Source organism: Clostridium sp. 'deep sea' (assembly GCF_014931565.1).
Taxonomy (GTDB): domain Bacteria; phylum Bacillota; class UBA994; order PWPR01; family PWPR01.
Genome location: NZ_CP063353.1, coordinates 404,055 through 424,578, shown reverse-complemented (window position 1 = coordinate 424,578; position 20,524 = coordinate 404,055). Strand labels below are relative to the sequence as shown.

General features: G+C 33.4%; 16 protein-coding genes, 11 tRNA genes and 3 other annotated features. All 27 genes read right to left on the bottom strand.

Annotated elements, in window-relative coordinates:
- Positions 1-39 precede the first annotated feature (39 nt).
- Positions 40-2,466 (bottom strand): phenylalanine--tRNA ligase subunit beta, encoded by a 2,427-nt coding sequence (gene pheT / locus IMX26_RS02020; RefSeq protein WP_195160041.1) that lies wholly within the window; start codon positions 2,464-2,466, stop codon positions 40-42.
- A 13-nt stretch (positions 2,467-2,479) separates the two neighbouring features.
- Positions 2,480-3,502, bottom strand: coding sequence for a phenylalanine--tRNA ligase subunit alpha (gene pheS, locus IMX26_RS02015; RefSeq protein ID WP_195160040.1), 1,023 nt, complete (start codon positions 3,500-3,502; stop codon positions 2,480-2,482).
- Between the two features lie 116 nt (positions 3,503-3,618).
- Positions 3,619-3,837: a binding site (T-box leader), on the bottom strand.
- A gap of 41 nt (positions 3,838-3,878) precedes the next feature.
- Positions 3,879-4,658: an RNA methyltransferase gene (locus IMX26_RS02010; protein WP_195160039.1), complete on the bottom strand. Its 780-nt coding sequence runs from the start codon at positions 4,656-4,658 to the stop codon at positions 3,879-3,881.
- Complete coding sequence (locus IMX26_RS02005) at positions 4,658-5,308, bottom strand: TrkA family potassium uptake protein (RefSeq protein WP_195160038.1); 651 nt, start codon at positions 5,306-5,308, stop codon at positions 4,658-4,660. The genes IMX26_RS02010 and IMX26_RS02005 overlap by 1 nt, the downstream gene beginning before the upstream one ends.
- Positions 5,309-5,316: 8 nt before the next feature.
- Complete coding sequence (locus IMX26_RS02000; RefSeq protein WP_207729336.1) at positions 5,317-6,621, bottom strand: TrkH family potassium uptake protein; 1,305 nt, start codon at positions 6,619-6,621, stop codon at positions 5,317-5,319.
- A gap of 74 nt (positions 6,622-6,695) precedes the next feature.
- Entirely contained in the window at positions 6,696-6,980 is a 285-nt protein-coding gene (locus IMX26_RS01995; RefSeq protein ID WP_207729306.1) for a GNAT family N-acetyltransferase, read from the bottom strand.
- 477 nt (positions 6,981-7,457) lie between these two features.
- Positions 7,458-9,083 carry an ABC transporter ATP-binding protein gene (locus IMX26_RS01990; protein ID WP_195160035.1) on the bottom strand — a complete coding sequence of 542 codons (1,626 nt, stop codon included), beginning with the start codon at positions 9,081-9,083 and terminating at the stop codon, positions 7,458-7,460.
- Positions 9,076-10,767, bottom strand: a complete 1,692-nt coding sequence (locus tag IMX26_RS01985; protein WP_195160034.1) for an ABC transporter ATP-binding protein — start codon at positions 10,765-10,767, stop codon at positions 9,076-9,078. The genes IMX26_RS01990 and IMX26_RS01985 overlap by 8 nt, the downstream gene beginning before the upstream one ends.
- 751 nt (positions 10,768-11,518) lie before the next feature.
- Entirely contained in the window at positions 11,519-11,875 is a 357-nt protein-coding gene (gene rplT / locus IMX26_RS01980; protein ID WP_195160033.1) for a 50S ribosomal protein L20, read from the bottom strand.
- Positions 11,876-11,898: 23 nt separating this feature from the next.
- Positions 11,899-12,099: a 50S ribosomal protein L35 gene (gene rpmI, locus IMX26_RS01975; protein ID WP_195160032.1), complete on the bottom strand. Its 201-nt coding sequence runs from the start codon at positions 12,097-12,099 to the stop codon at positions 11,899-11,901.
- 17 nt (positions 12,100-12,116) lie between these two features.
- Entirely contained in the window at positions 12,117-12,614 is a 498-nt protein-coding gene (gene infC, locus IMX26_RS01970; protein ID WP_347707906.1) for a translation initiation factor IF-3, read from the bottom strand.
- 28 nt (positions 12,615-12,642) lie between these two features.
- Positions 12,643-12,762, bottom strand: a sequence feature (ribosomal protein L20 leader region).
- A gap of 93 nt (positions 12,763-12,855) precedes the next feature.
- Positions 12,856-13,446, bottom strand: a complete 591-nt coding sequence (locus IMX26_RS01965; RefSeq protein WP_207729305.1) for a hypothetical protein — start codon at positions 13,444-13,446, stop codon at positions 12,856-12,858.
- A 1,166-nt stretch (positions 13,447-14,612) separates the two neighbouring features.
- Complete coding sequence (locus IMX26_RS01960) at positions 14,613-14,780, bottom strand: DUF3787 domain-containing protein (protein WP_195160031.1); 168 nt, start codon at positions 14,778-14,780, stop codon at positions 14,613-14,615.
- Between the two features lie 90 nt (positions 14,781-14,870).
- Positions 14,871-16,790, bottom strand: a complete 1,920-nt coding sequence (gene thrS / locus IMX26_RS01955; protein WP_195160030.1) for a threonine--tRNA ligase — start codon at positions 16,788-16,790, stop codon at positions 14,871-14,873.
- Positions 16,791-16,831: 41 nt separating this feature from the next.
- Positions 16,832-17,057, bottom strand: a binding site (T-box leader).
- Between the two features lie 61 nt (positions 17,058-17,118).
- Positions 17,119-18,027 carry an EamA family transporter gene (locus IMX26_RS01950; RefSeq protein ID WP_195160029.1) on the bottom strand — a complete coding sequence of 303 codons (909 nt, stop codon included), beginning with the start codon at positions 18,025-18,027 and terminating at the stop codon, positions 17,119-17,121.
- Between the two features lie 74 nt (positions 18,028-18,101).
- Entirely contained in the window at positions 18,102-18,974 is an 873-nt protein-coding gene (locus tag IMX26_RS01945; protein ID WP_195160028.1) for a putative sporulation protein YtxC, read from the bottom strand.
- A gap of 441 nt (positions 18,975-19,415) precedes the next feature.
- Positions 19,416-19,504, bottom strand: a tRNA-Leu gene (locus tag IMX26_RS01940).
- A 9-nt stretch (positions 19,505-19,513) separates the two neighbouring features.
- Positions 19,514-19,588 (bottom strand) — tRNA-Gly (locus IMX26_RS01935).
- Between the two features lie 8 nt (positions 19,589-19,596).
- Positions 19,597-19,672: transfer RNA gene (locus IMX26_RS01930), tRNA-Phe, on the bottom strand.
- Positions 19,673-19,697: 25 nt separating this feature from the next.
- A tRNA-Leu gene (locus tag IMX26_RS01925) sits at positions 19,698-19,786 on the bottom strand.
- 80 nt (positions 19,787-19,866) lie between these two features.
- Positions 19,867-19,942 (bottom strand) — tRNA-Val (locus IMX26_RS01920).
- Positions 19,943-19,952: 10 nt separating this feature from the next.
- Positions 19,953-20,041, bottom strand: a tRNA-Leu gene (locus IMX26_RS01915).
- A gap of 13 nt (positions 20,042-20,054) precedes the next feature.
- Positions 20,055-20,128: transfer RNA gene (locus tag IMX26_RS01910), tRNA-Cys, on the bottom strand.
- 6 nt (positions 20,129-20,134) lie between these two features.
- Positions 20,135-20,209: transfer RNA gene (locus tag IMX26_RS01905), tRNA-Gly, on the bottom strand.
- 9 nt (positions 20,210-20,218) lie between these two features.
- Positions 20,219-20,294: transfer RNA gene (locus IMX26_RS01900), tRNA-Phe, on the bottom strand.
- Positions 20,295-20,317: 23 nt separating this feature from the next.
- Positions 20,318-20,395 (bottom strand) — tRNA-Asp (locus IMX26_RS01895).
- A 6-nt stretch (positions 20,396-20,401) separates the two neighbouring features.
- Positions 20,402-20,477 (bottom strand) — tRNA-Val (locus tag IMX26_RS01890).
- Positions 20,478-20,524 lie beyond the last annotated feature (47 nt).

The following is a 20,524-nucleotide window of genomic DNA, read 5'->3' as shown; positions in this document are numbered from 1 at the left end:
ATTTACATTATAGCAGAAGCAATTCATTAACACTAGAGTTTATCTTAACTGAGCTGCCAGCTTTTCTTCCATCGCTTTAAGCACTTTAGTATGTGCTTCATTTACTTCTTCAGTTGTCAAAGTTCTATTTTTAGCCCGGTATCGCAATTTTATGGCGCATGACTTATTGCCTTCGCCAATTTGTTTTCCTTGGTAAATATCAAAGATATTAACATTCTCTAACAATTTACCAGCAGCTTTTTTAGCGATAGCAATTATTGTGCTAGCTTCACAGCTATTAGCTAAAACTATAGCCATATCTCTTTCTACTGCTGGATATGGTGCTATTTGTTTATACTTAATTGTTTCTTTAATAAACCCATTTATAGTATGCAAATTAAGTTCTGCATAGATTAGTTTCATATCCGATTCTATTCCTAAACCCTCAACTACATCTGGATGTAACTCCCCAAGATAACCTAGTTCATTTTTACCTAAACTTATCTTAGCTGCTCTGCCAGGATGAAGATAAGGTCTTGTAAATCTTTCATATTTAGGTGTTAATTTAAAGGCATCAAATAAACACTCTACAATTCCTTTCACGCTATAAAAATCGTAATTAGCTACTTCTTTTTTATGCCATTCTTTTTCTCCAATTGGGCCACCAGCCAAAATGCCAATCATTTCATTTTCAATAGGTAACTCCCTATCTTCTACTTTATGAAATACTCTTCCTATTTCAGAGATACACACACTGGCTTGCTGCCGATTTAAGTTATATTTAGCGGCTTGTAATAAACCCGGTAACATAGAGGTTCGCATTATGCTTTGATTACTTGATAAGGGATTGCTAATTTTAATATAGCTTTTAAGTTTATCGTTTTTTGACAACTTTAAATTGTTAAGTTCTTCTTCACCGTGAAATGCCAAAGCTACAACTTCACTAACACCAAGTCCCCTAAGAGTAGTACGTGCTAAACGCCTGTTTTTTATTGGCATTGGTAGCTTTCCAGACTCCTCTATATGGGGTAATGTTGAACCAATTTTATCATATCCACGTAGTCTCAAAACCTCTTCAACTAGGTCTATTTTAGTTGTTATATCCGGACGTCGTGTAGGAATAGTTACTAGCAAGTTGGAATTTTGCTGCTTTACTGAAAAGCCAAGTTTTTGAAAATAAGCTACCATTTCCTCAGTTGGTATATTAGCATCGGCTACAGCTGAGGCTTGTTGTGGATTAAAGAGTATTTCAACCTCTTGTTCAACACTTTTAATATCGCTGACTACTCCATTTACAACTGTACCAGCATTTAAATGCTCTATTAAATAAGCAAAACGATTGAGACCATGCAGTACACGGCTTTGCTCAATTCCTTTACTAAATCTTGAAGAAGCCTCACTAGCTAAACCTAAAGAACGAGATGTTCTTCTTATACTAGGTCCTGTAAAACAGGCAGACTCAAGTAGAATAGTTTTTGTTTCATTTGTTACTTCACTATTAAAGCCACCCATTACACCAGCTATTGCTACAGCCTGTTTATCATCAGCTATAACTAAGTCATTTGTATTGAGCTTTCTTTGTACTTCATCTAGGGTTGTAATTTGTTCATTTTCTTTAGCTCTACGTACTATTATTTGTTGATTTTCTATTTTATGATAATCAAAGGTATGCAGAGGCTGACCATGCTCAATCATAACATAATTTGCTATGTCAACTATTAAACTTATTGGTCTCATGCCAGCATGTCTTAGCCTATTTTGCATCCAAAATGGAGACTGACCATCTTTTATGTCTTTAATAACTCTGGCACTATATTGACAGCATAAATCACTATCTTCAATAGCTATTTTAATTAATTCTTGAGCTAAATTATTATCTTTTTTATCTACATAGTATGAGGGTAACTTTACTTCTCCTCCTAAAAGAGCAGCTACCTCATATGCTAAACCAACGACAGAGCTACAGTCTGCTCTATTTGGGGTTAAGTCAAGCTCTAACAAATAATCTTCCCTATCAAAAACTTTGCTTAAGGGTGTACCAGGTTGTGCTATATTATTTGGTAAAATAAATATACCTTCTTTTTCTTCTTGATGCATTACCTTGTTATCATAACCTAGTTCTTCAAGTGAAATTAACATACCAAATGAGTCTACGCCTCTTAGCTTAGATTTCTTTATTTTAACTCCATTAGGTAAGTTAGCACCCACTCTTGCCACTGGTACAAGTTGATCTTGCTTTACATTTTGGGCACCAGTCACTATTTGTACGGTTTCTTCTCCTACATCAACCTGACAAAGCCACAGTTTATCTGAATTAGTGTGACGCACTACTTCATTTAACCTACCTACCACACAAAAATCAAAGCCTGCTTGTTGGTCATAGATGTTATCTACCACAACGCCTGCATCTGTAAGTCTCTTAGCTAAATCGTAGGCATCTATCTTTATATCAACATATTCTTTCAGCCAATTATATGAAATCAACATAGTTTAACACTCCTTAGTACTGTTCTATCATGCGTAGGTCGTTTTGAAACAATAGCCTTAAGTCATTAATGCCCAGTTTAAGCATTGCCATTCTATCAATACCCATGCCAAATGCAAATCCTGATACCTGTTCTGGATCATAACCAACGTTTCTTAAAACATTTGGGTGTACCATGCCAGATCCTAATACCTCTATCCAACCAGTCTGTTTACAGGTTTTACATCCTTTGCCTTTGCAAAAAACACATGTAATATCAACCTCTGCACTAGGCTCTGTAAACGGAAAATAGCTAGGTCTTAATCGAACCTTTGTATCCACACTAAACATTTGTCTAAAAAATTCCTCTAGCGTTCCTTTAAGGTCTGCCATTGTAATATTTGGACCTACAACTAAACCCTCAATTTGATGAAACATAGGTGAGTGAGTTGCATCATCATCTCTTCTATATACTCTACCAGGACAAATAATTTTAACAGGTTCATTTGGCTGTTTTTCTTCCATTGTATGGATTTGCATTGGTGATGTATGGGTTCTTAAAACTACATCATCATTTATATAAAAAGTATCTTGCATATCTCTGGCTGGGTGATTTTTAGGAATATTAAGGGCCTCAAAACAGTAGTAGTCAGTCTCTATTTCACGACCTTCTCGCACCTCAAACCCCATACCAACAAAAATATCTACCATGTTTTCATAAATCATATTTAAGGGGTGCCTGTGACCTTGTTGTGGTTTTTTACCTGGCAGTGTAATATCCAAAGTTTCTTCTGCTAATCTCTGCTGTTTATGCTGTTCATTTAATTGGTTTACTTTATTATTAAATACAGATTCTAATCCATTTTGGATTTCATTTGCTAGTTTACCTATAATAGGTCTTTGAGTTGCATCGAGTTTACCCATACCTCTTAGCACTTGTCGCAGTTCACCTTTTTTACTTAAATACTGAACTCTAATCTCTTCTAAATGCTCTAAAGAGTTAGCATTTTGTAGCTTCTCTAAGGCTATTTTTTTTAGTTCATTTAATCTAATTTCCATTAAAGTCACCCTTTCATATTTTAAGCTGAAAATATTTTAAATAGTTTAATTTATATTAATGCCCTCAGCTATTTAGCTAAACACATAAAAATGTTTAAACTAAAAAACTGCTTTCGTGCAGGGACGAAAACAGTACGCGATACCACCCGGCTTGATTACATATAGTAACCCACCTCAACAATTATAACGGATTTAACCGAAAAAGCCTACTGTTAGTTCAGCTTTTAGCTCCATGGTGAATTCATTACCTAATTTTGCAGTAAACTCTCAGTCAAAGGTTTACTTTTCCTTTCCAAAACTAGTTAGCAATTACTAGTCCACTTCTTTGCCATGATGTATATAAATTTTTTTTGTATTATATCATATATTATAGCTATTAACAACTAAAATGATACATTATAATACTGCCTGCTATTGCCACATTAAGTGACTCTACTTTTCCATACATTGGTATTTTCACTACTATATCAGCATGTTGTTGCCAAATATCTTCTACTCCATTACCCTCATTACCTAATACAATAGCATAGTTATTAGTTCTATTAACCCTACTAAGCTCTACACTAGCTTCTGTTAAAGAAGATGTAATTATTTTTATGTTATTGTGTTTTAAGAAATCAATAATTTCTACTGAACTTAATCCATAAACAATTGGTATATTAAATATTGAAGACATTGTGCTTCTTAAGGTTTTTTGATTGTATACGTCGCAACTACCTTTGGTGACTAAAATTTGATTAATTTTAAATGCGTCAGCTGTTCGTATCAATGTCCCTAAATTCCCAGGATCTTGAACATTGTTTATCACTAATATATTACAGTTGTTCTTATTAATACTGTATAAAGGTTTTTGGGCAATCGCTAAAACACCTTGGTTATGCACTGTATCACTAACCATATTAAATAGCTTAGTACTTAGTATATGTTGTTTAGTATTATGGGTTATTAAATTTGAAATAACACAGTAATTTTCTTTTTCAATAAACTGCTCACTATAAAAAATTTCACTTATAACAACTTCATTTTCAAGAGCATCTTTAACCATACGAAAACCTTCAATTAATATTTTATTAGCTTTTTTTCTACCCTTTGAGGTTTTTAAGCTATTGATTAATTTAATGTTTTTATTAGTAGTGTTAATAATTATCTCTTTCATTAGTTTAACTCCCGCAGTTTTTGCAACTTAGCAATGTCACCAATTAGTAAAAGGCTTTGCTCTTCTTTTACTAAATCAGCACTACAAGGGTTAAAATTTAGTTCATTATTATTACTCTTTATAGCCACAACTGATACTTCATACTTTGCTTGTAAGTCTAACTCTCTAATACTTTTATTAATCATACTCTCAAATGGCGTAAATTCTACAATACCAATAGTTTTACTTAATTCAATAAACTCTTTTAAATTGGGCGCAGAAATGCTACGTGCTAGTCTTTTTCCCATATCATATTCAGGCAATACTATCTTATCTGCGCCAACAGCCTTGAGTATTCTTTTATCTAACAAATTATCTGCCCGAGCAATTATGTGTTTAATATTCATATCTTTTAATAGTGTTATAATACGAGTAGCAGATGTTATTGAACCAACTGCAACTACAACAACCTCACATGCTTTAATACCAGAGGCTCTTAAAGCTGACTCTATTGTTGCATCACACTCAACAGTTCTAGTAATACTTGGTAACACTTTATTAACTTTTTTACTGTTGTTATCTATAGCTAATACTTGATAACCTAAGTCATTTAAGGTATGAGCTACGCTTCTTCCAAAGCGGCCCATACCAATAATTGCATATTGTTTCATTTAATCACCTAACCAACAACTATTCTTTCTTCGGGATATCTAATAGCCTGATTTTTAACTTGTCGAGCAAAAGCAACTGCTAAAGTCATAGGGCCAACTCTGCCCACAAACATGGTTAAAATTATAGTTATTTTTCCAAAGTAACTAAGAGAACTAGTTATGCCAGTACTCAAACCGACTGTTCCAAAAGCTGACATGGTTTCAAAAAATACATCTAAAAACGGCAGTTGCTCAGTTATTGTTAGTATCGTTGTTACTAATAAAACTAGTGCCAACGATATAAACACTATTGTAAAGGCTTTGTTGATTGTATCTTGAGGAATTCTTCTACCATAAATATTTGCATCACCTTTACCTCGTATAACAGACCCAATCATAAATAATAGAGCACCTGTCGTTGTTGTTTTAACACCACCACCTGTACTTCCTGGAGAAGCACCTATAAACATTAATATAATTGTTATAAATAATGTAGCAGTAGTTAAGCTACCTGTGTCTACAGTGTTAAAGCCAGCTGTCCTTGGAGTAACAGATAAAAAGTAGGAAGAAAGCACCTTGCCTTTTACTGACATTGTTCCTAAGGTAGCTGGATTATTATACTCTAAAGCAAAAAACACTATGGTACCAAAAACTAATAAAGTTAGTGTCATTGTAAGTGCAATTTTAGTATGTAATGAAAAAGCAGAAAATTTTCTACGATAATAAATATCTACCATTACACTAAATCCTATACCACCCATAATTATCAGTGCTGTTATTACTAGGTTAACCACAATATCATCAGCAAATCCAACTAAACTGTTACCAAATAAATCAAAACCAGCATTACAAAAGGCTGAGATTGAGTGAAAAACACCTAATCCTAATGCATTAGGCATTCCATAAATAGGTAAAAATCTGATAGTTAAGATAGCAGCCGCAATACCCTCAATCAGCAAGGTAGTTTTAACTATAACTAAGGTTAGCTTTACTAAACCCTCCATGCTAAAGGTGTTTAAAGCCTCTTGCATTAATAAACGTTCTTTTAAGCTTATTCTTTTACCAATAGCCAATGCTACCATAGTTGCCATAGTCATTATTCCTAAGCCACCAAATTGGATCAATAACATAATTATAAACTGACCAAAAGTAGAGAAAAATTCACTAGTATTTACCACAATTAATCCAGTTACACATACAGCTGATGTTGATGTAAATAGAGCATCTAAAAAGGGTAGGCTACCCTCTTTTGCTGATATAGGTAGCGATAATAATATCGCACCAATTAATATTAAAATTGCGAACCCAAGAGCAAGTATTTGCGCAGGCTTCATTTGAGATATTAAACTACCTCTTCTTTCTATGTGATCTATACTTTGATTCGCATCAGTCATTTATTGCACCACCTTTATCCCATTAAATGTATTATATACATTGCTAATTTAGCAGTCAAAAATTTTTTAGTATCTTTCATTCCATAAGCAATTATTGGATACTCTTTACCACCAATAATTTTTACTTCTTCTCCAACTTTTACTGTGGACATTTTTTTGTAAAAGTATTCTGCACTATTACCCTTTAACATCCAAATAATTATACTGTCTTTACCCTGTTCTTGTAAGCTTTTAACTATTTTTTTAAACATTCTTTTACCTAAGCCATGTCGGGCATGTTCTCGAAGAATATATACCAAACAACTCACCTTCAAACTGACAATACTTAGGATTTCTATTGCTACCTGCACAGGCAAAACCAATAATTTTAGCTTTATATTCAGCAACAATTGAGATAACATATTTATTGCTTACTGTTTTGCTAATCCCCTTAATGGAGTTTTTAACTGATAAATTATCCAGAAAATCTTTATGTAAAATACCTGCATAGGTAGTTTGTCAAGTTTTTTTATGTACTTCTGCCATACCAACTATATCTTGCTCAGTTGCATCTCTTATATTTATCATCTTTAATCCTCATTAAAATAGATATTTATTCATTATAACGTAGTATGTTATTAATTACTAGTATTAACAGATCCCTTATTATAAAGGTTCTCAAGTTTTAATTGTAACAAGGTCAAGCCTGGTTACTCACTACGAACTAAAGTGAGTACACCTAGACTTTTGTATTTTGCTTTACTTGCTGATTCAAATTCATGTATGGCTTACTCAGATCAAATAACCCCTTTATCCAAGTCGATATGCACATTCGCTTTCTGTATTATCTCTTCTTCATTAGAAGACGCAATAATGATATACTGCTTAGATAATACTAGTCTATCTATGATCTGATCTCTGGTATTTACATCCAACCCTGCTGTAAAATCATCAAGTAAGAGAACTGCTGGATTAGCATATAAGGCTCTTGCTAAGGCTATCCTTTTTCTTTGCCCCCCAGATAGTTTGGCTCCATTGTTACCAACTAGCGTATAAAGACCCTTTTCAAGTGTTTTTAAATCATTTTCAAAATCCACTTGATAGAGAATTTTATGGATTAAGGAAATATTCTCTTTTTTACCCATGCAAATGTTATTTATCAGCGTATCACTAAAGAGATAATTTTTCTGAGGTACATAACAGGCAACTGGAGGTATCAGGTAACTATCTTTGACCGTATTCTGTGCTTTTGTAAAGGAAACTTGTACTTTCTCATTCCATTCTCCTGCCAAACCTCTAATAATGGTCGTTTTGCCTGATCCTGTTTTTCCGCTGATTACCACTAATTCACTTGGCTTGATTGGAAATCTTATATCCTTTACCACAGTATCCGTTTCATACCTTACTGTTACCTGATATCCGTTACACAATACCTTTTTGATACCTTTCCTTTTATCTATTATTTTAGACGCTAACTGGCCTCCTGCTACATTTTCCAAACGCCTGTATGAAATACCAGCTTGAATGTAGCTTTTAAAAAGGTTCCCAATTATACCTGGGAGCATGGTTAGAAAATAAAAATAAGATTGAAAGATAGTAAAATCCCCAATTGAAAAAGACTCACTGAAAAAACGCAATCCAATCAATAGTAAAATAACACCCAAAACTATATCCATCATTCCTATTGATACAGCTCTTAACATTGCCCCTAACAACTTGTCCTTCGTTTGATCAGTTTTGCGCTTGCTACATACATCTTTATATTTTTTATACATCATTTCTTTTACAGGCATTACTTTGAAGCTTTCAATATTATTAAATACATTGCCTATATATTCAACTGTGGACCCCGTTGCCAATCTTGCATTGTTTCTGTAGTTTGTAATCTTGTTTTGTAAAAGCTTGGAAAGACCAACAATAACAATAATGGGAATAAGGCTGATAACAGTAAAAAGCGCGTTTATGTTTACTAAAATAAACAATGCAGCAACTGACATGATGACTTTTGGTATCAAATCAATAAATTGCTCAATAAACTTTGTTAAGATACTGACATCACCACGGTAGTAGTTAATACACTCAGTAGATCCAATTCTTCCTTTGCGTGCTATTTTTAATTCTATTGATTTTCTATAAAGATCTTGCTTCATCGTATTTCCAAAACGTGTTACTGAAGAGGTGATTAAATATTCATTGACCTGCTTCCCTAAATTTACGAGAATTGGAAGCATACCTATAAGTATTAGCATGAGTGTAATAGAGAAACCAAAAAGTGTTTCCTTGTTTTCAAGTGCATAAAAAAGGTCCCTGCGAATCAATCCACTGCATAATAAACTTCCCCCGTAAAACACCAGTTCAATGAACAGAGCTAAAAAGTACATCCCGCCATTTTTTTTAATAACAGACCAGCAGTATTTAAGCATCGGTAATCAACTCCTTGAGCATCTCGTCTGTAAAACCACTGCGCGAATCGTGACCTACTAGGGTGCCATTCCTTAGAGCAACCACTTCATCAACAATCTCCAGTGTGGTAATTCTGTGGGCGTTGATAATGATTGTTCTCTCCTTTATCATTGCTTTAATAGCAGACTGAATCATTTTTTCTGTCTTGGGATCTACGTAAGAAGTAATCTCGTCAAGTAGTATAAGAGAAGGTTTTTGTAAAGAAAGCCTTGCCAACGCTATAAGCTGAGCCTCTCCTGCAGAAATGCTATTTACGTTAATTACTGTGTCTAGTCCATCTTTCAATGTTTTATACCAGTGATCCATTCCAAAAAGGTAAAGAGACTTGATAATATCGCTATCTTGTGTTAGCGGCATTCCATAGGTTAGGTTTTCCCTTAGGGTTCCACTAATAATGCTCGCACTTTGCCCTATAAATGATACACTTTGGTAATAGGTATCTAGGTTATACTCTCGGATATCCACACCATTAATTTTGATTGCTCCTTGCTCAGTTTGGCACAGTTTGGCTAACAGGTTCATCAGTGTGGTTTTGCCACTGCCTGTTTTTCCAACCACCCCAACAGCCTTTCCTTTTTCAATGTGTAAATTAATATTTTTTAGCACGGTCTGATTTTTCACATACGAAAACGACACATTCTCAAGGTCCACTGATACAGGGCTATTTTTTAAAAGGTTTAACTTACCAGAACTAATTGAGGACTTGATATCGAGCAGGGAGTAAATTCGGTTCATTGCCGCCATTATTTTTTGCATATGATCAATTTCTACTCTGAGAATCCAGATTGGGGTACTCAATAATCCAACATAGCTGATGAAAGTATAAATTGTTCCAATAGAAATATCATTGCTAAGATAAAGCACTACCCCAATTGCAATGGATAGCACATCGCCTATGTTAAGCAATGTAAATAAACCGGTAAAAGGTATATTTCCTATAAAGCGTGCCTTAACTGTAATTTTGTGAGTTTTGTCTAGTATACGCGACAATAAGTGGCGAGTATATTCCTGTTTGCCAATACCCCTTATGTCTTCTTCTCCCCTTATATGTTCTTCTATGTAGCCAAATTGGGTGGTTTCCGCCTCACGCATCTGCATATATAGGGAAGTTATTTTTTTTCTTGGCAGATAAAAGATCAGCATAATTCCAGTTAGTATTATCGTAAAAAGTATTCCTAGCTCTATGCTGTAAAAATAGAAATAGACTAATATACCACCTATCATCAGTAAACTTCCTATAAGGTTAATAAAAAAAGTGGAGAAGAAATTGGCAAGAAAGCTCACATCACCATCAATGCGTTCTATAATCTCCCCACTTAGATTCTTTTTGTGATAATCCATATCAAGTGAAACAGTGTGCCTGAATAAAACTAGTCTCATCCTGTTTGATGCATGCCAACCAATCGTTTCACTTATAAAAGTATTGACAACATTAAGAAATTCTCTAATTATAGTAAAAAGAATATAAAATATAGGAATTGCAAGTGTAATCTGACCACTGTTAAGTCCATCTAAATAAGAACCAGCAAGTCTGGGAAGCATAAACTTTAAGCTGACACTAACAATGAGTATCAAGAACAATCCGATAATTTGCAGCGTAAATGGTTTCATATATCGCATAGCCATGCGCATTTTTTTGTACATCAGTTACCTCATTTCAATCGCATTCGGATGCCAGACGGCTATTCTTGAATTGTGTGGACATCTTGCTGATAGATTTTATTATATTTGTAGAGAATTATAAATTTGTAGTTAGTTAGTAGAAATGATATTTATTTTACCAGTTTTGAAAAACTGTATCTTAAGGTTTATTGGCTATTTTTTTTGTATGTAGTTAATTCAATAACTTACAATCATAGAATTAAAGCCATCAGAATACTATAGTAGCAAAAAGATATACTAAACATCGTAATACAACTATTGATTGATTATTATTATTTATTTTTTAGTTCAATATGTAGTATATCTTAGAATAATAGGACATAGCGACGCTATATCTCATTAATTAGTAATAATATAATAAAACTATGTTATTAGCAAATCTGTTAACATTTCATTTAGTATATGTTTGCTGATTTCAATAAGTACTTTCATACTTTTCTTAATGGTTGATTGACAACAGATTTTCTTGTATATTTATAACTGCTGTCTAGCAATGAACATATCTTGGGATTATATGTGTTTAGATGCATCCTCACCACACGATAAAATTTTAGAATTAGATGGTTGACGTAATGAAACATTATGTGGTAGCTCATAGAATTTCATTAATTAGGAATAAGAAAAATCTCCCAAAAGACATACCACTGTATTGTCTTTTGGGAGATTTATTCGCATGATAAAGATATCGATGCAATTATGCAATCCTTCGTGGAACGAAGACTTACCCTTATATTTATTGTAAAGCTTCTTTAGCTACATTTACTAATTGAGTAAAAGCTGCTTTATCATTAACTGCTAATTCAGCTAATTGTTTTCTATTAATATCAACATTGGCTAGCTTTAATCCATGCATTAAACGATTGTATGTGATATCATTCATTCTTGCACCAGCATTAATTCTTGTAATCCATAACTTACGGAAATCTCTTGCCCTACGACGACGGTCACGATAAGAATTAGTTAATGCTCGTGTTACAGCTTGTTTAGCCATTCTTAGGTGACGACTGCGTGCACCTCTAAAGCCTTTAGCAGCTTTTAGTATTTTACGTCTACGTTGTCTTGATTTAACGCTCTTGCGTACTCGTGCCATATTATAATCCTCCCTGCGTCAACCTAAAATTGATAAGGTAATAATTTTTTTACTGTTTTTACATTACTCTCGTGTACATAAGTACCTTTTTGTAAATCTTTACGCTGGCGTAAACCTTTACGCATAGCTCGGTGATTTGAATATGCTTTATGTCTCTTAATTTTTTTACCAGCGGTAACTTTCATTCTCTTGGCTGCACCACGCTTAGTTTTCATCTTAGGCATAAGCTATTGGCCTCCCTCTATTTTTTGAGTAATGGGCTGTAAACAACTGTCATGTTACGCCCTTCCATTTTAATCTTTGAATCAGGTTTACCAAATTCTTGTAATTGATTACCTAATTTAATAAGTACTTTTTTACCAAGTTCACTATGAACAATCTGTCTACCTCTAAATCGAACTGTTAATTTTACCTTGTTGCCAGCTTCTAAAAATTTATTTGCTGCTCGAGCTTTTGTCATTAAGTCATTTTCTTCAATAGTTGGAGATAATCGAATTTCTTTTAAATTCACAATATGTTGTTTTTTTCTTGCTTCACGTTCACGCTTGCTTTGCTCATATTTATATTTACCGTAATTTAATATTTTGCAAACAGGTGGACTTGCTTGTGGTGACACCATAACTAAATCTAATCTTTGTTCAGTGGCAATTTTCATAGCCTCGTCAAAAGATATCACCCCAAGTTGAGCTCCATCGCTATCAATAACTCTTAACTCTCGGGCTTTAATTTGATTATTAATTTCCAGTTCTCGACTGATAGTTTACACCTCCTAAAATAAAAAACAGGTAGCAACGCCACCTGTAATTATTAATTAAAATACGGATTTAATTATTAATAACCTCATAATACTCTCATAAGGTGAGAAGCGGTGGCCTCTACTTGCTCTCATATAACATAAGAATGTTACCATAAAGTTTAATCTATGTCAATACAATAGTCAATATTATTTATGATGTGTCTACAAAAAAATCTTACTAAACCTATTCTATAATATTTAATTCTATTGAATTTAACTCCGCACCATAACCACTTTTGTAATGAACTAAACCTTTATTCTTTTCCCAAACAAAAGTCTCATAATAACCTGTTTCAGTACCATTATTATAACTATGATATACACATTTATTATCATTTACAGTTATATAACTGTGAAAACCTTTTTCTGTTTCTGCAACTGAATCTTTTACTGCTGTTTCCTGACAAACTATAACACTATCAGCAGGTATTTCTGCTTTTTTATTAACTTGATTTAAATTTTCCTCTGTAGGATTTATTTTATAAATACAGTCTTTTGTTATGTAAAAATAACCTATTATTAGTCTTTCTTCGTTTAGTACCTCATCAGTATTTAATTTTAGTTGATACAATATTCCTTCTTTATGTTTTACAACTTCATTCACAAACAAAATAATATCTTGTTCATTGTAACTTGCAAATAAAAATTTACCTTGATAATTAACTTGCTCCACATCATTACTAAAAAAATAATTATTGCTAGTTGATTCACCTTTAGTAAGTACATAGCATAAAAGCAATATACTTATAGATATTACTAACAAAACTTTTCTCACTGCAATTCTCCTCTTACCTATACAATATAATTATACTTGCTCTTTACTAGCTATCTCCCAATTTGTTTAATTATATATCTTAGAAATCTGCTGTCAAGCGCTACTTTGCTTTACTTTTACTCATATCTTACCCCTAACCCGTAAGTATTTTTATTATTTAATTTAAAAATATTTACCTTACTATAAAAACAAAAGACACCTACAATTTAAGTAGGTATCTTTACATCGTTATTAAAATGAGCAATTTGGGTACTATTCACCCGTTTTTAATAGCTGACTAACATAGGGTAATATAATAAGGACAACGATTAGTGTGAACTCCACAAACTTTTGACAAATCAGTATCAAGAGTGTTTCTTCCTGTAGCTTTACCAGGATCCATTAAAAATACCATATGATTTACCTCCTTTTTATAAAATTTCTTATAACATTTTTACTTATTAAAGTAAAAAATATTTTTTTATTTAGCTTAGCATGCAACTACTTTACACACACGATCAAAAACAATACAAATATCTGAGAGTTTAACTTTAGTATCATAGTTAATATCTGCATTTTTTTTGCTTGGATCTACTAAATATGTCATTTAATTCACCTCCTTAATATAATCTTATAAGTTTTATTTAACCTATTTTTTGTAATTTGTAATTACAGGTATATATTAACATTATTAAAGTATATTACGTGTCGATATTTGTTGATTCCTTTGTTAGTTTGTAACATTATAAATTCTGTTTTTAATTACATAAGCAATTATAGTGATTTAAAAAAAGAAAAAGCAGAGTTTAAATACGATCTACTCTGCTTTATATTATATTAAGTAATTTACGTATATTTTAAATTTTTATTGATCACTATGTTGTAAAATATTATATTAACACGCCGTTTGCCAATAAGGACATTTATCTGTGTGAACACCACATATTTTAGAATGATCTATAAAATAATATGTGCCCCTACTATTAGGCTCTAATAAAAACTTCATACTGTTAATCCCTCCTTAAATTAAATTAAATTAATGAATTGCTCAATAATATAATTAAGCATCTTCATCTACATATTACCATTTAACTCATTATTTTATTGTCGTAATTTGACGTTTTAGGTGAATAAAAAAACTTTAATTTTTTCCACAAATAAATAAGGGCTGCCTAAGCAGCCCTTATTTATTTGTGGTTTGAATCAACCCATTCTTTAGCATCAATTACATCTTGCAAACTTGGAACAGCTACTTTAGAGCCCTTTATCTGACTATTAATACCTGCCCATGCTGCTGTATAATTGTTTTCAATAGGTCTATTCTCAAGCAACCAACGCACATTACTTTTTTTCATAAATACCTCCAAGATCAGTACGGTAATAGTATCTACTCATTCTCGAAGATATTGCATAGTAATTAAATGTAATTTAATGTTTTATTGGAATTAATTTATCTTCTTATTTTTTATTTCTTCTAATACCAAGTCAATGAAATTATTTAATTCCATGCTACCTACGTCACCCTCAGATCTTTGTCTAATAGCTACATTGTTATTTTCAACCTCTTTGTCTCCAATAATAATCATATAAGGTATTTTTTGAAGCTGTGCTTCTCTAATTTTAAAGCCAACTTTTTCTTTACGTGTATCTACCTCTACTCTTATTTTAGTTTCTTTTATTTTGTTAGCTACCTCTAAAGCATACTGAGCATGTCTATCTGTAATTGGTATAACTTGTACTTGAACTGGAGCTAACCAAACTGGAAATGCTCCTGCATAGTGCTCTATTAAAACCCCAAAAAATCTCTCAAAGCTACCTAAAACTGTTCTGTGAATAGTTACAGGTCTATGTTTTTGGCCATCTTCACCAACATACTCTAACTCAAATCTCTCAGGCATTTGCATATCGAGTTGAATTGTAGCGCACTGCCATGTTCTGCCTAATGAATCTGTTAAATGAAAATCGATTTTAGGACCATAAAATGCTCCATCTCCTTCATTAACTATATAGTTCATGTTTCTTTTTTCTAAAACGTTCCTTAATGAATCTGTGGCAAATTCCCAATCCTCATCACTACCTATTGCTTTTTCAGGTTTGGTACTAAGCTCTACATGATAATCAAATCCAAATACCTTATAGATATCATCCACTAAGCTAATAACACTATCTACTTCTTGCTCAATTTGACTAGGTAACATAAAAACATGGGCATCGTCTTGAGTAAAAGCACGTACACGCATTAAACCATGTAAAGCACCCGATAATTCATGTCTATGCACTAAGCCTAACTCACACATTCTTAATGGTAAATCACGATAACTATGCATCTTTGTTTTGTAAACTAACATACTGCCTGGGCAGTTCATAGGTTTTATGCAACTCATATTATCATCGATTTCAGTTGTATACATATTTTCTCTATAGTTATCCCAATGACCACTCAACTGCCATAGTACTTGATTCATGATAACTGGTGTTCTAATTTCTTCGTAACCATACTCATCATGCTTGATACGCCAGTACTCTTCTAAAATGTTACGTACAATCATACCCTTGCCATGATAAAATGGAAAACCAGGTGCAAACTCGGTATTAAGACTAAATAAATCTAGCTCCCTACCTAATTTACGATGATCTCTTCTTTTTGCCTCTTCTATACGATGTAAATATTCTTCTAAATGGCTTTTTTTCTCCCAAGAAGTGCCATAGATACGCTGCAACATAGGACGCTTTTCATCACCTCTCCAATATGCTCCAGCTATACTCATTAATTTTATTGCTTTAATTTTTTTACTTCCAGGAATATGGGGACCAGCACATAGATCTAGGAAATCGCCTTGGTCATAATAAGTTATAATAGCATCTTCTGGTAAATCCTTAATTAACTCAATTTTATAAGGCTCATTTTTTTCTTTAAACAACTTCATTGCTTCTTCTCTAGAAAGCTCATGTCTTGTAAATTTTAAGTCTTGTTTAATTAGCTTATTCATCTCTGCTTCTATTTTAACTAAATCATCAGGAACTAAACGATGCTCCATATCAAAGTCATAATAGAATCCATCTTTTATTGAAGGACCAATAGCAAGCTTTGCATCAGGCCAAAGGTTTTTAACAGCCTGAGCCATAATATGAGCGCTACTATGGCGAAATATATCCAGTCCTTCAGCTTCATTGATTGTAATTAAATCTAAAGATACGTCGTTTTGTATCTCAAAATTACTATCAACTAATTTGTCATTTACTTTTGCTGCAACTACAGATTTTGCTAACCGAGAGCTGATATCTTTAGCAATTTGCATTGCAGTTATGCCTTTATCATAGCTTCTTTGTGATCCGTCTTTTAAGGTTATTGTTATTTTATTCATCGATAAATCCTCCTTTAAAATTATAAAACTCGTCTCTTAAATAAAGAGACGAGTTATTCGCGGTTCCACTCTTTTTCTAAATAAATTTTTTATTTATTTAGCAACTCGATGCTGTAACGTAGCAAACGTTTTAGCTTATTCTCCAAAGATTTCAGCTAAAAGGTTTGAAGGTGGTCTTCACTAAACAAAATTATAATACATTTTCAGCTACCTGTATCTCTCTTTTATAATTTATTGAATAGCTACTGTCCTTCGCATTACCTATTGTCTATTTCTCACTATTATAAATTTTCTTATATTCAATGTCAACCTATACGAGATTTTAAATTTAATCGACTGCACTTTGAGTTGTTACAGATTTAGTTGACTGTTCCATTTTAATTACTGTAACTCCCAACAAAACCATAATGCCGCCAATAAGTTGCATTACACTTAAATTTTCTTTAAGTAACAACAATGCAAATATAGAAGCAGATAAAGGTTCTATTGAGCTATAAATAGAAGCTGCTGCTGCACCTACCAATCTTATACCTACTATAAGTCCAAACATGCCCACAACAGTACCAAAGAATGCGATACCCAAAACAACTAACCATTGTGACATATCAAGTGATGTCCATAAACTAATTCCTGGTCTAGTAATAATATTTAACGTTAAAGCACAAAAGCTTACTGAATATACTGTTGATATATATCCATCACAATCCGCTTTAAAGGCTTGATTTGTAATTGCAAATATTGAGTAACATAGACCGCTTACAATAATTAAGTAGACACCAATCATTTTATAATCAAAGTGGCCACTGCTAATTCCAACTAATAATAGTATACCTACAAAAGTAAGTAATAATGCTCCCCATCGTTTTAAAGATATTTTTTCTTTAAACATAACGATTGTAATAAAAAAAGTGTATATAGGATGTAAGTAAAATAGTATAGCTGTTAATGAAACTGGCAAATATTTTAAAGCATAAAAATATGCAATTGAAGTAGAAGCATATGCTATTCCACCTTGTACAAACAATTTAGCCATATTAACAAAACCAATATTTACTTCATTTCTATGCTTAATTAAAGCATATATCCACAATAAAACAGCTGCAAAAGTAAATCTCATAGTTAATAACTCAAGCGGTGATAAACCAGCATCATAACCCAATTTACTCCAGATTCCTAAGGTCCCAAATCCAATAGATGAAACAGCAATTACCAGAAATCCTTTTTTGTCTTTTGTCACTTTTTTTTCCTCGCTCTTACATGATGTTAAAATTCCATAGATACTTTAACACACTTTTTTGGTAAAAGCGATCTTTAATTTTGAGTACATAATTTACATGAATTACATATGACTATTCTGTCTTTAAATATTCTATTTAATAGCTCAAGTAAGTCTTTACTTACATTTCCTTTATTATGAATAACTAGTTTACTTGGTGCCATTTTTATTAAAACACTTAATAACATATCGTCCATTGAGATTCCAACACTTTTCAGCTTTTGCGTTTTTGCATCCCATAATTTTTGTAATGAGTTTTCATCTTTATCATAAAGTTTAAACTGACCATCCTTTTGGAATACTACGTGTATACACGGCACTTTATTGCTTTGTAGTTGGTAGAAATATTGAAGAAGTTTAGTAAACTCCTCTTTTTCTCTACTAAGTAAAAGCTCTTGTAAAGCATTATCTGTATATTTACGTAGTTGTTCAAGATATGGTCTTAGTCTAAAGTTTATAAAGCCCTCTAGTATTAGAGTATCATTATCTGCAAAATACTCGAGCAAAGCGTATAAAACTCGATTACGTCTCAGCATATTATCTTTTTCGTTTACTGATGAAGATAAGCTTTTATGTAATTTTTTTTGTGTAAGTATAAATATTTTAGCCCTATCAGATGATGTATATTGAACATAATCTTGATTGATTATATGCCAAATAATTCTTGGCTCTAAATGTTCAATTATAATATCAGCTAAAGCACTAGCAATAAATTGACGAGCTATTTGTTGAACTTCTGAATTGGCAGCGACATCATCTAAGCTAAACCTTATCATTTCTAAGTCACGTAACGGCATCTGTTCCATTTTTAAAGGGTAATTAGTTTTAGAGTAGTTTTGTAACTTTCCCGATAAGCTTTTCCATATAGCACCAATTGGGGCACTTGTTCCAATATATGCAATATCCACGCTGCCCACTCCTTTCTACACGTACATGTATTATTGCCAGACGATTAAATACAATATTCTTAAAACGCTTATAAAAAATAAGGCGTTATAGTAATATAATGCAATATTTAAAATCCCTCTATTATAAAATAAAAAAAAAGTAGGCAAAACGTGCATATAATAGGAAAAAAAATCAAAATTAATTCCTTATTTTCATGCTAACATATTCATTATATATCATTTTTTTACTTTAATTTTTTTTAAAATTTTTGTTCATATTTTAAACTAGTTAGTAAGAAATTTAGAACAATATAAATATTCATGTTCTGTAATTAAGTCTCGAATACGAATATCTATACTTATTATAATGTTAATTAACTCATAAAGTGTACATAGCTAGCTACTTTTTAAAAATGGAAATTTTTTATTAAAAAAAACTACACATTTTCATACGTAGTTTTTTGGTGCCTGGGGTCGGACTCGAACCGACACGGTAATCACTTACCGAGGGATTTTAAGTCCCTTGCGTCTGCCAATTTCGCCACCCAGGCTTATTAAAATGGAGCGGAAGACGAGATTCGAACTCGCGACCCTCGCCTTGGCAAGGCGATGCTCTACCACTGAGCTACTTCCGCATATTACTTGGTGGCGCAGGGCGGAATCGAACCGCCGACACAGGGATTTTCAGTCCCCCGCTCTACCAACTGAGCTACCGCGCCATGTATATTAATACTATTTTTATTTTGGTGCCTGGGGTCGGACTCGAACCGACACGGTAATCACTCACCGAGGGATTTTAAGTCCCTTGCGTCTGCCAATTTCGCCACCCAGGCTTATTTTTTAGTACAATATTATTCTTTTTACTGATTTAATGCCAAAAAAAAAATCTATGTATATAGATTTGCCTACTTTATGGTGAGAACGACGTGACTTGAACACGTGACCTCTACCGTGTCAGGGTAGCGCTCTCCCAGCTGAGCTACGTCCTCCTAAAAAAGTTGGTGCCTGGGGTCGGACTCGAACCGACACGGTGATCACTCACCGAGGGATTTTAAGTCCCTTGCGTCTGCCAATTTCGCCACCCAGGCTTATTTACTTTTATGGAGGCGGCACCCAGATTCGAACTGGGGATAAAGGATTTGCAGTCCTCTGCCTTACCACTTGGCCATGCCGCCGTAAAATGGAGCGGAAGACGAGATTCGAACTCGCGACCCTCGCCTTGGCAAGGCGATGCTCTACCACTGAGCTACTTCCGCATATTTACTTGGTGGCGCAGGGCGGAATCGAACCGCCGACACAGGGATTTTCAGTCCCCCGCTCTACCAACTGAGCTACCGCGCCTTATTATGTGTGACAAAGTTATTTGGCGGAGCCGACGGGACTCGAACCCGCGACCTCCGGCGTGACAGGCCGGCATCCTAAACCGTCTAGACCACGACTCCACTATTTGGTGGGCGAAACAGGGCTCGAACCTGTGACCCCCTGCTTGTAAGGCAGGTGCTCTCCCAACTGAGCTATTCGCCCTTGCCACAGCGGCGAGATTAATTATAGCTAAATATATTTAAAATGTC

Bases quoted from the DNA above. Each gene is read 5' to 3' on its own strand.
- pheS (WP_195160040.1), bottom strand. From the start codon at position 3,502: ATGGAAATTAGATTAAATGAACTAAAAAAAATAGCCTTAGAGAAGCTA.
- IMX26_RS02005 (WP_195160038.1), bottom strand. From the start codon at position 5,308: ATGAAACAATATGCAATTATTGGTATGGGCCGCTTTGGAAGAAGCGTA.
- pheT (WP_195160041.1), bottom strand. From the start codon at position 2,466: ATGTTGATTTCATATAATTGGCTGAAAGAATATGTTGATATAAAGATA.
- IMX26_RS01990 (WP_195160035.1), bottom strand. From the start codon at position 9,083: ATGCTTAAATACTGCTGGTCTGTTATTAAAAAAAATGGCGGGATGTAC.
- thrS (WP_195160030.1), bottom strand. From the start codon at position 16,790: ATGAATAAAATAACAATAACCTTAAAAGACGGATCACAAAGAAGCTAT.
- rplT (WP_195160033.1), bottom strand. From the start codon at position 11,875: ATGGCACGAGTACGCAAGAGCGTTAAATCAAGACAACGTAGACGTAAA.
- rpmI (WP_195160032.1), bottom strand. From the start codon at position 12,099: ATGCCTAAGATGAAAACTAAGCGTGGTGCAGCCAAGAGAATGAAAGTT.
- IMX26_RS02000 (WP_207729336.1), bottom strand. From the start codon at position 6,621: ATGAAGCCTGCGCAAATACTTGCTCTTGGGTTCGCAATTTTAATATTA.
- IMX26_RS01985 (WP_195160034.1), bottom strand. From the start codon at position 10,767: ATGTACAAAAAAATGCGCATGGCTATGCGATATATGAAACCATTTACG.
- IMX26_RS01960 (WP_195160031.1), bottom strand. From the start codon at position 14,780: ATGAAAAAAAGTAATGTGCGTTGGTTGCTTGAGAATAGACCTATTGAA.
- IMX26_RS02010 (WP_195160039.1), bottom strand. From the start codon at position 4,658: ATGAAAGAGATAATTATTAACACTACTAATAAAAACATTAAATTAATC.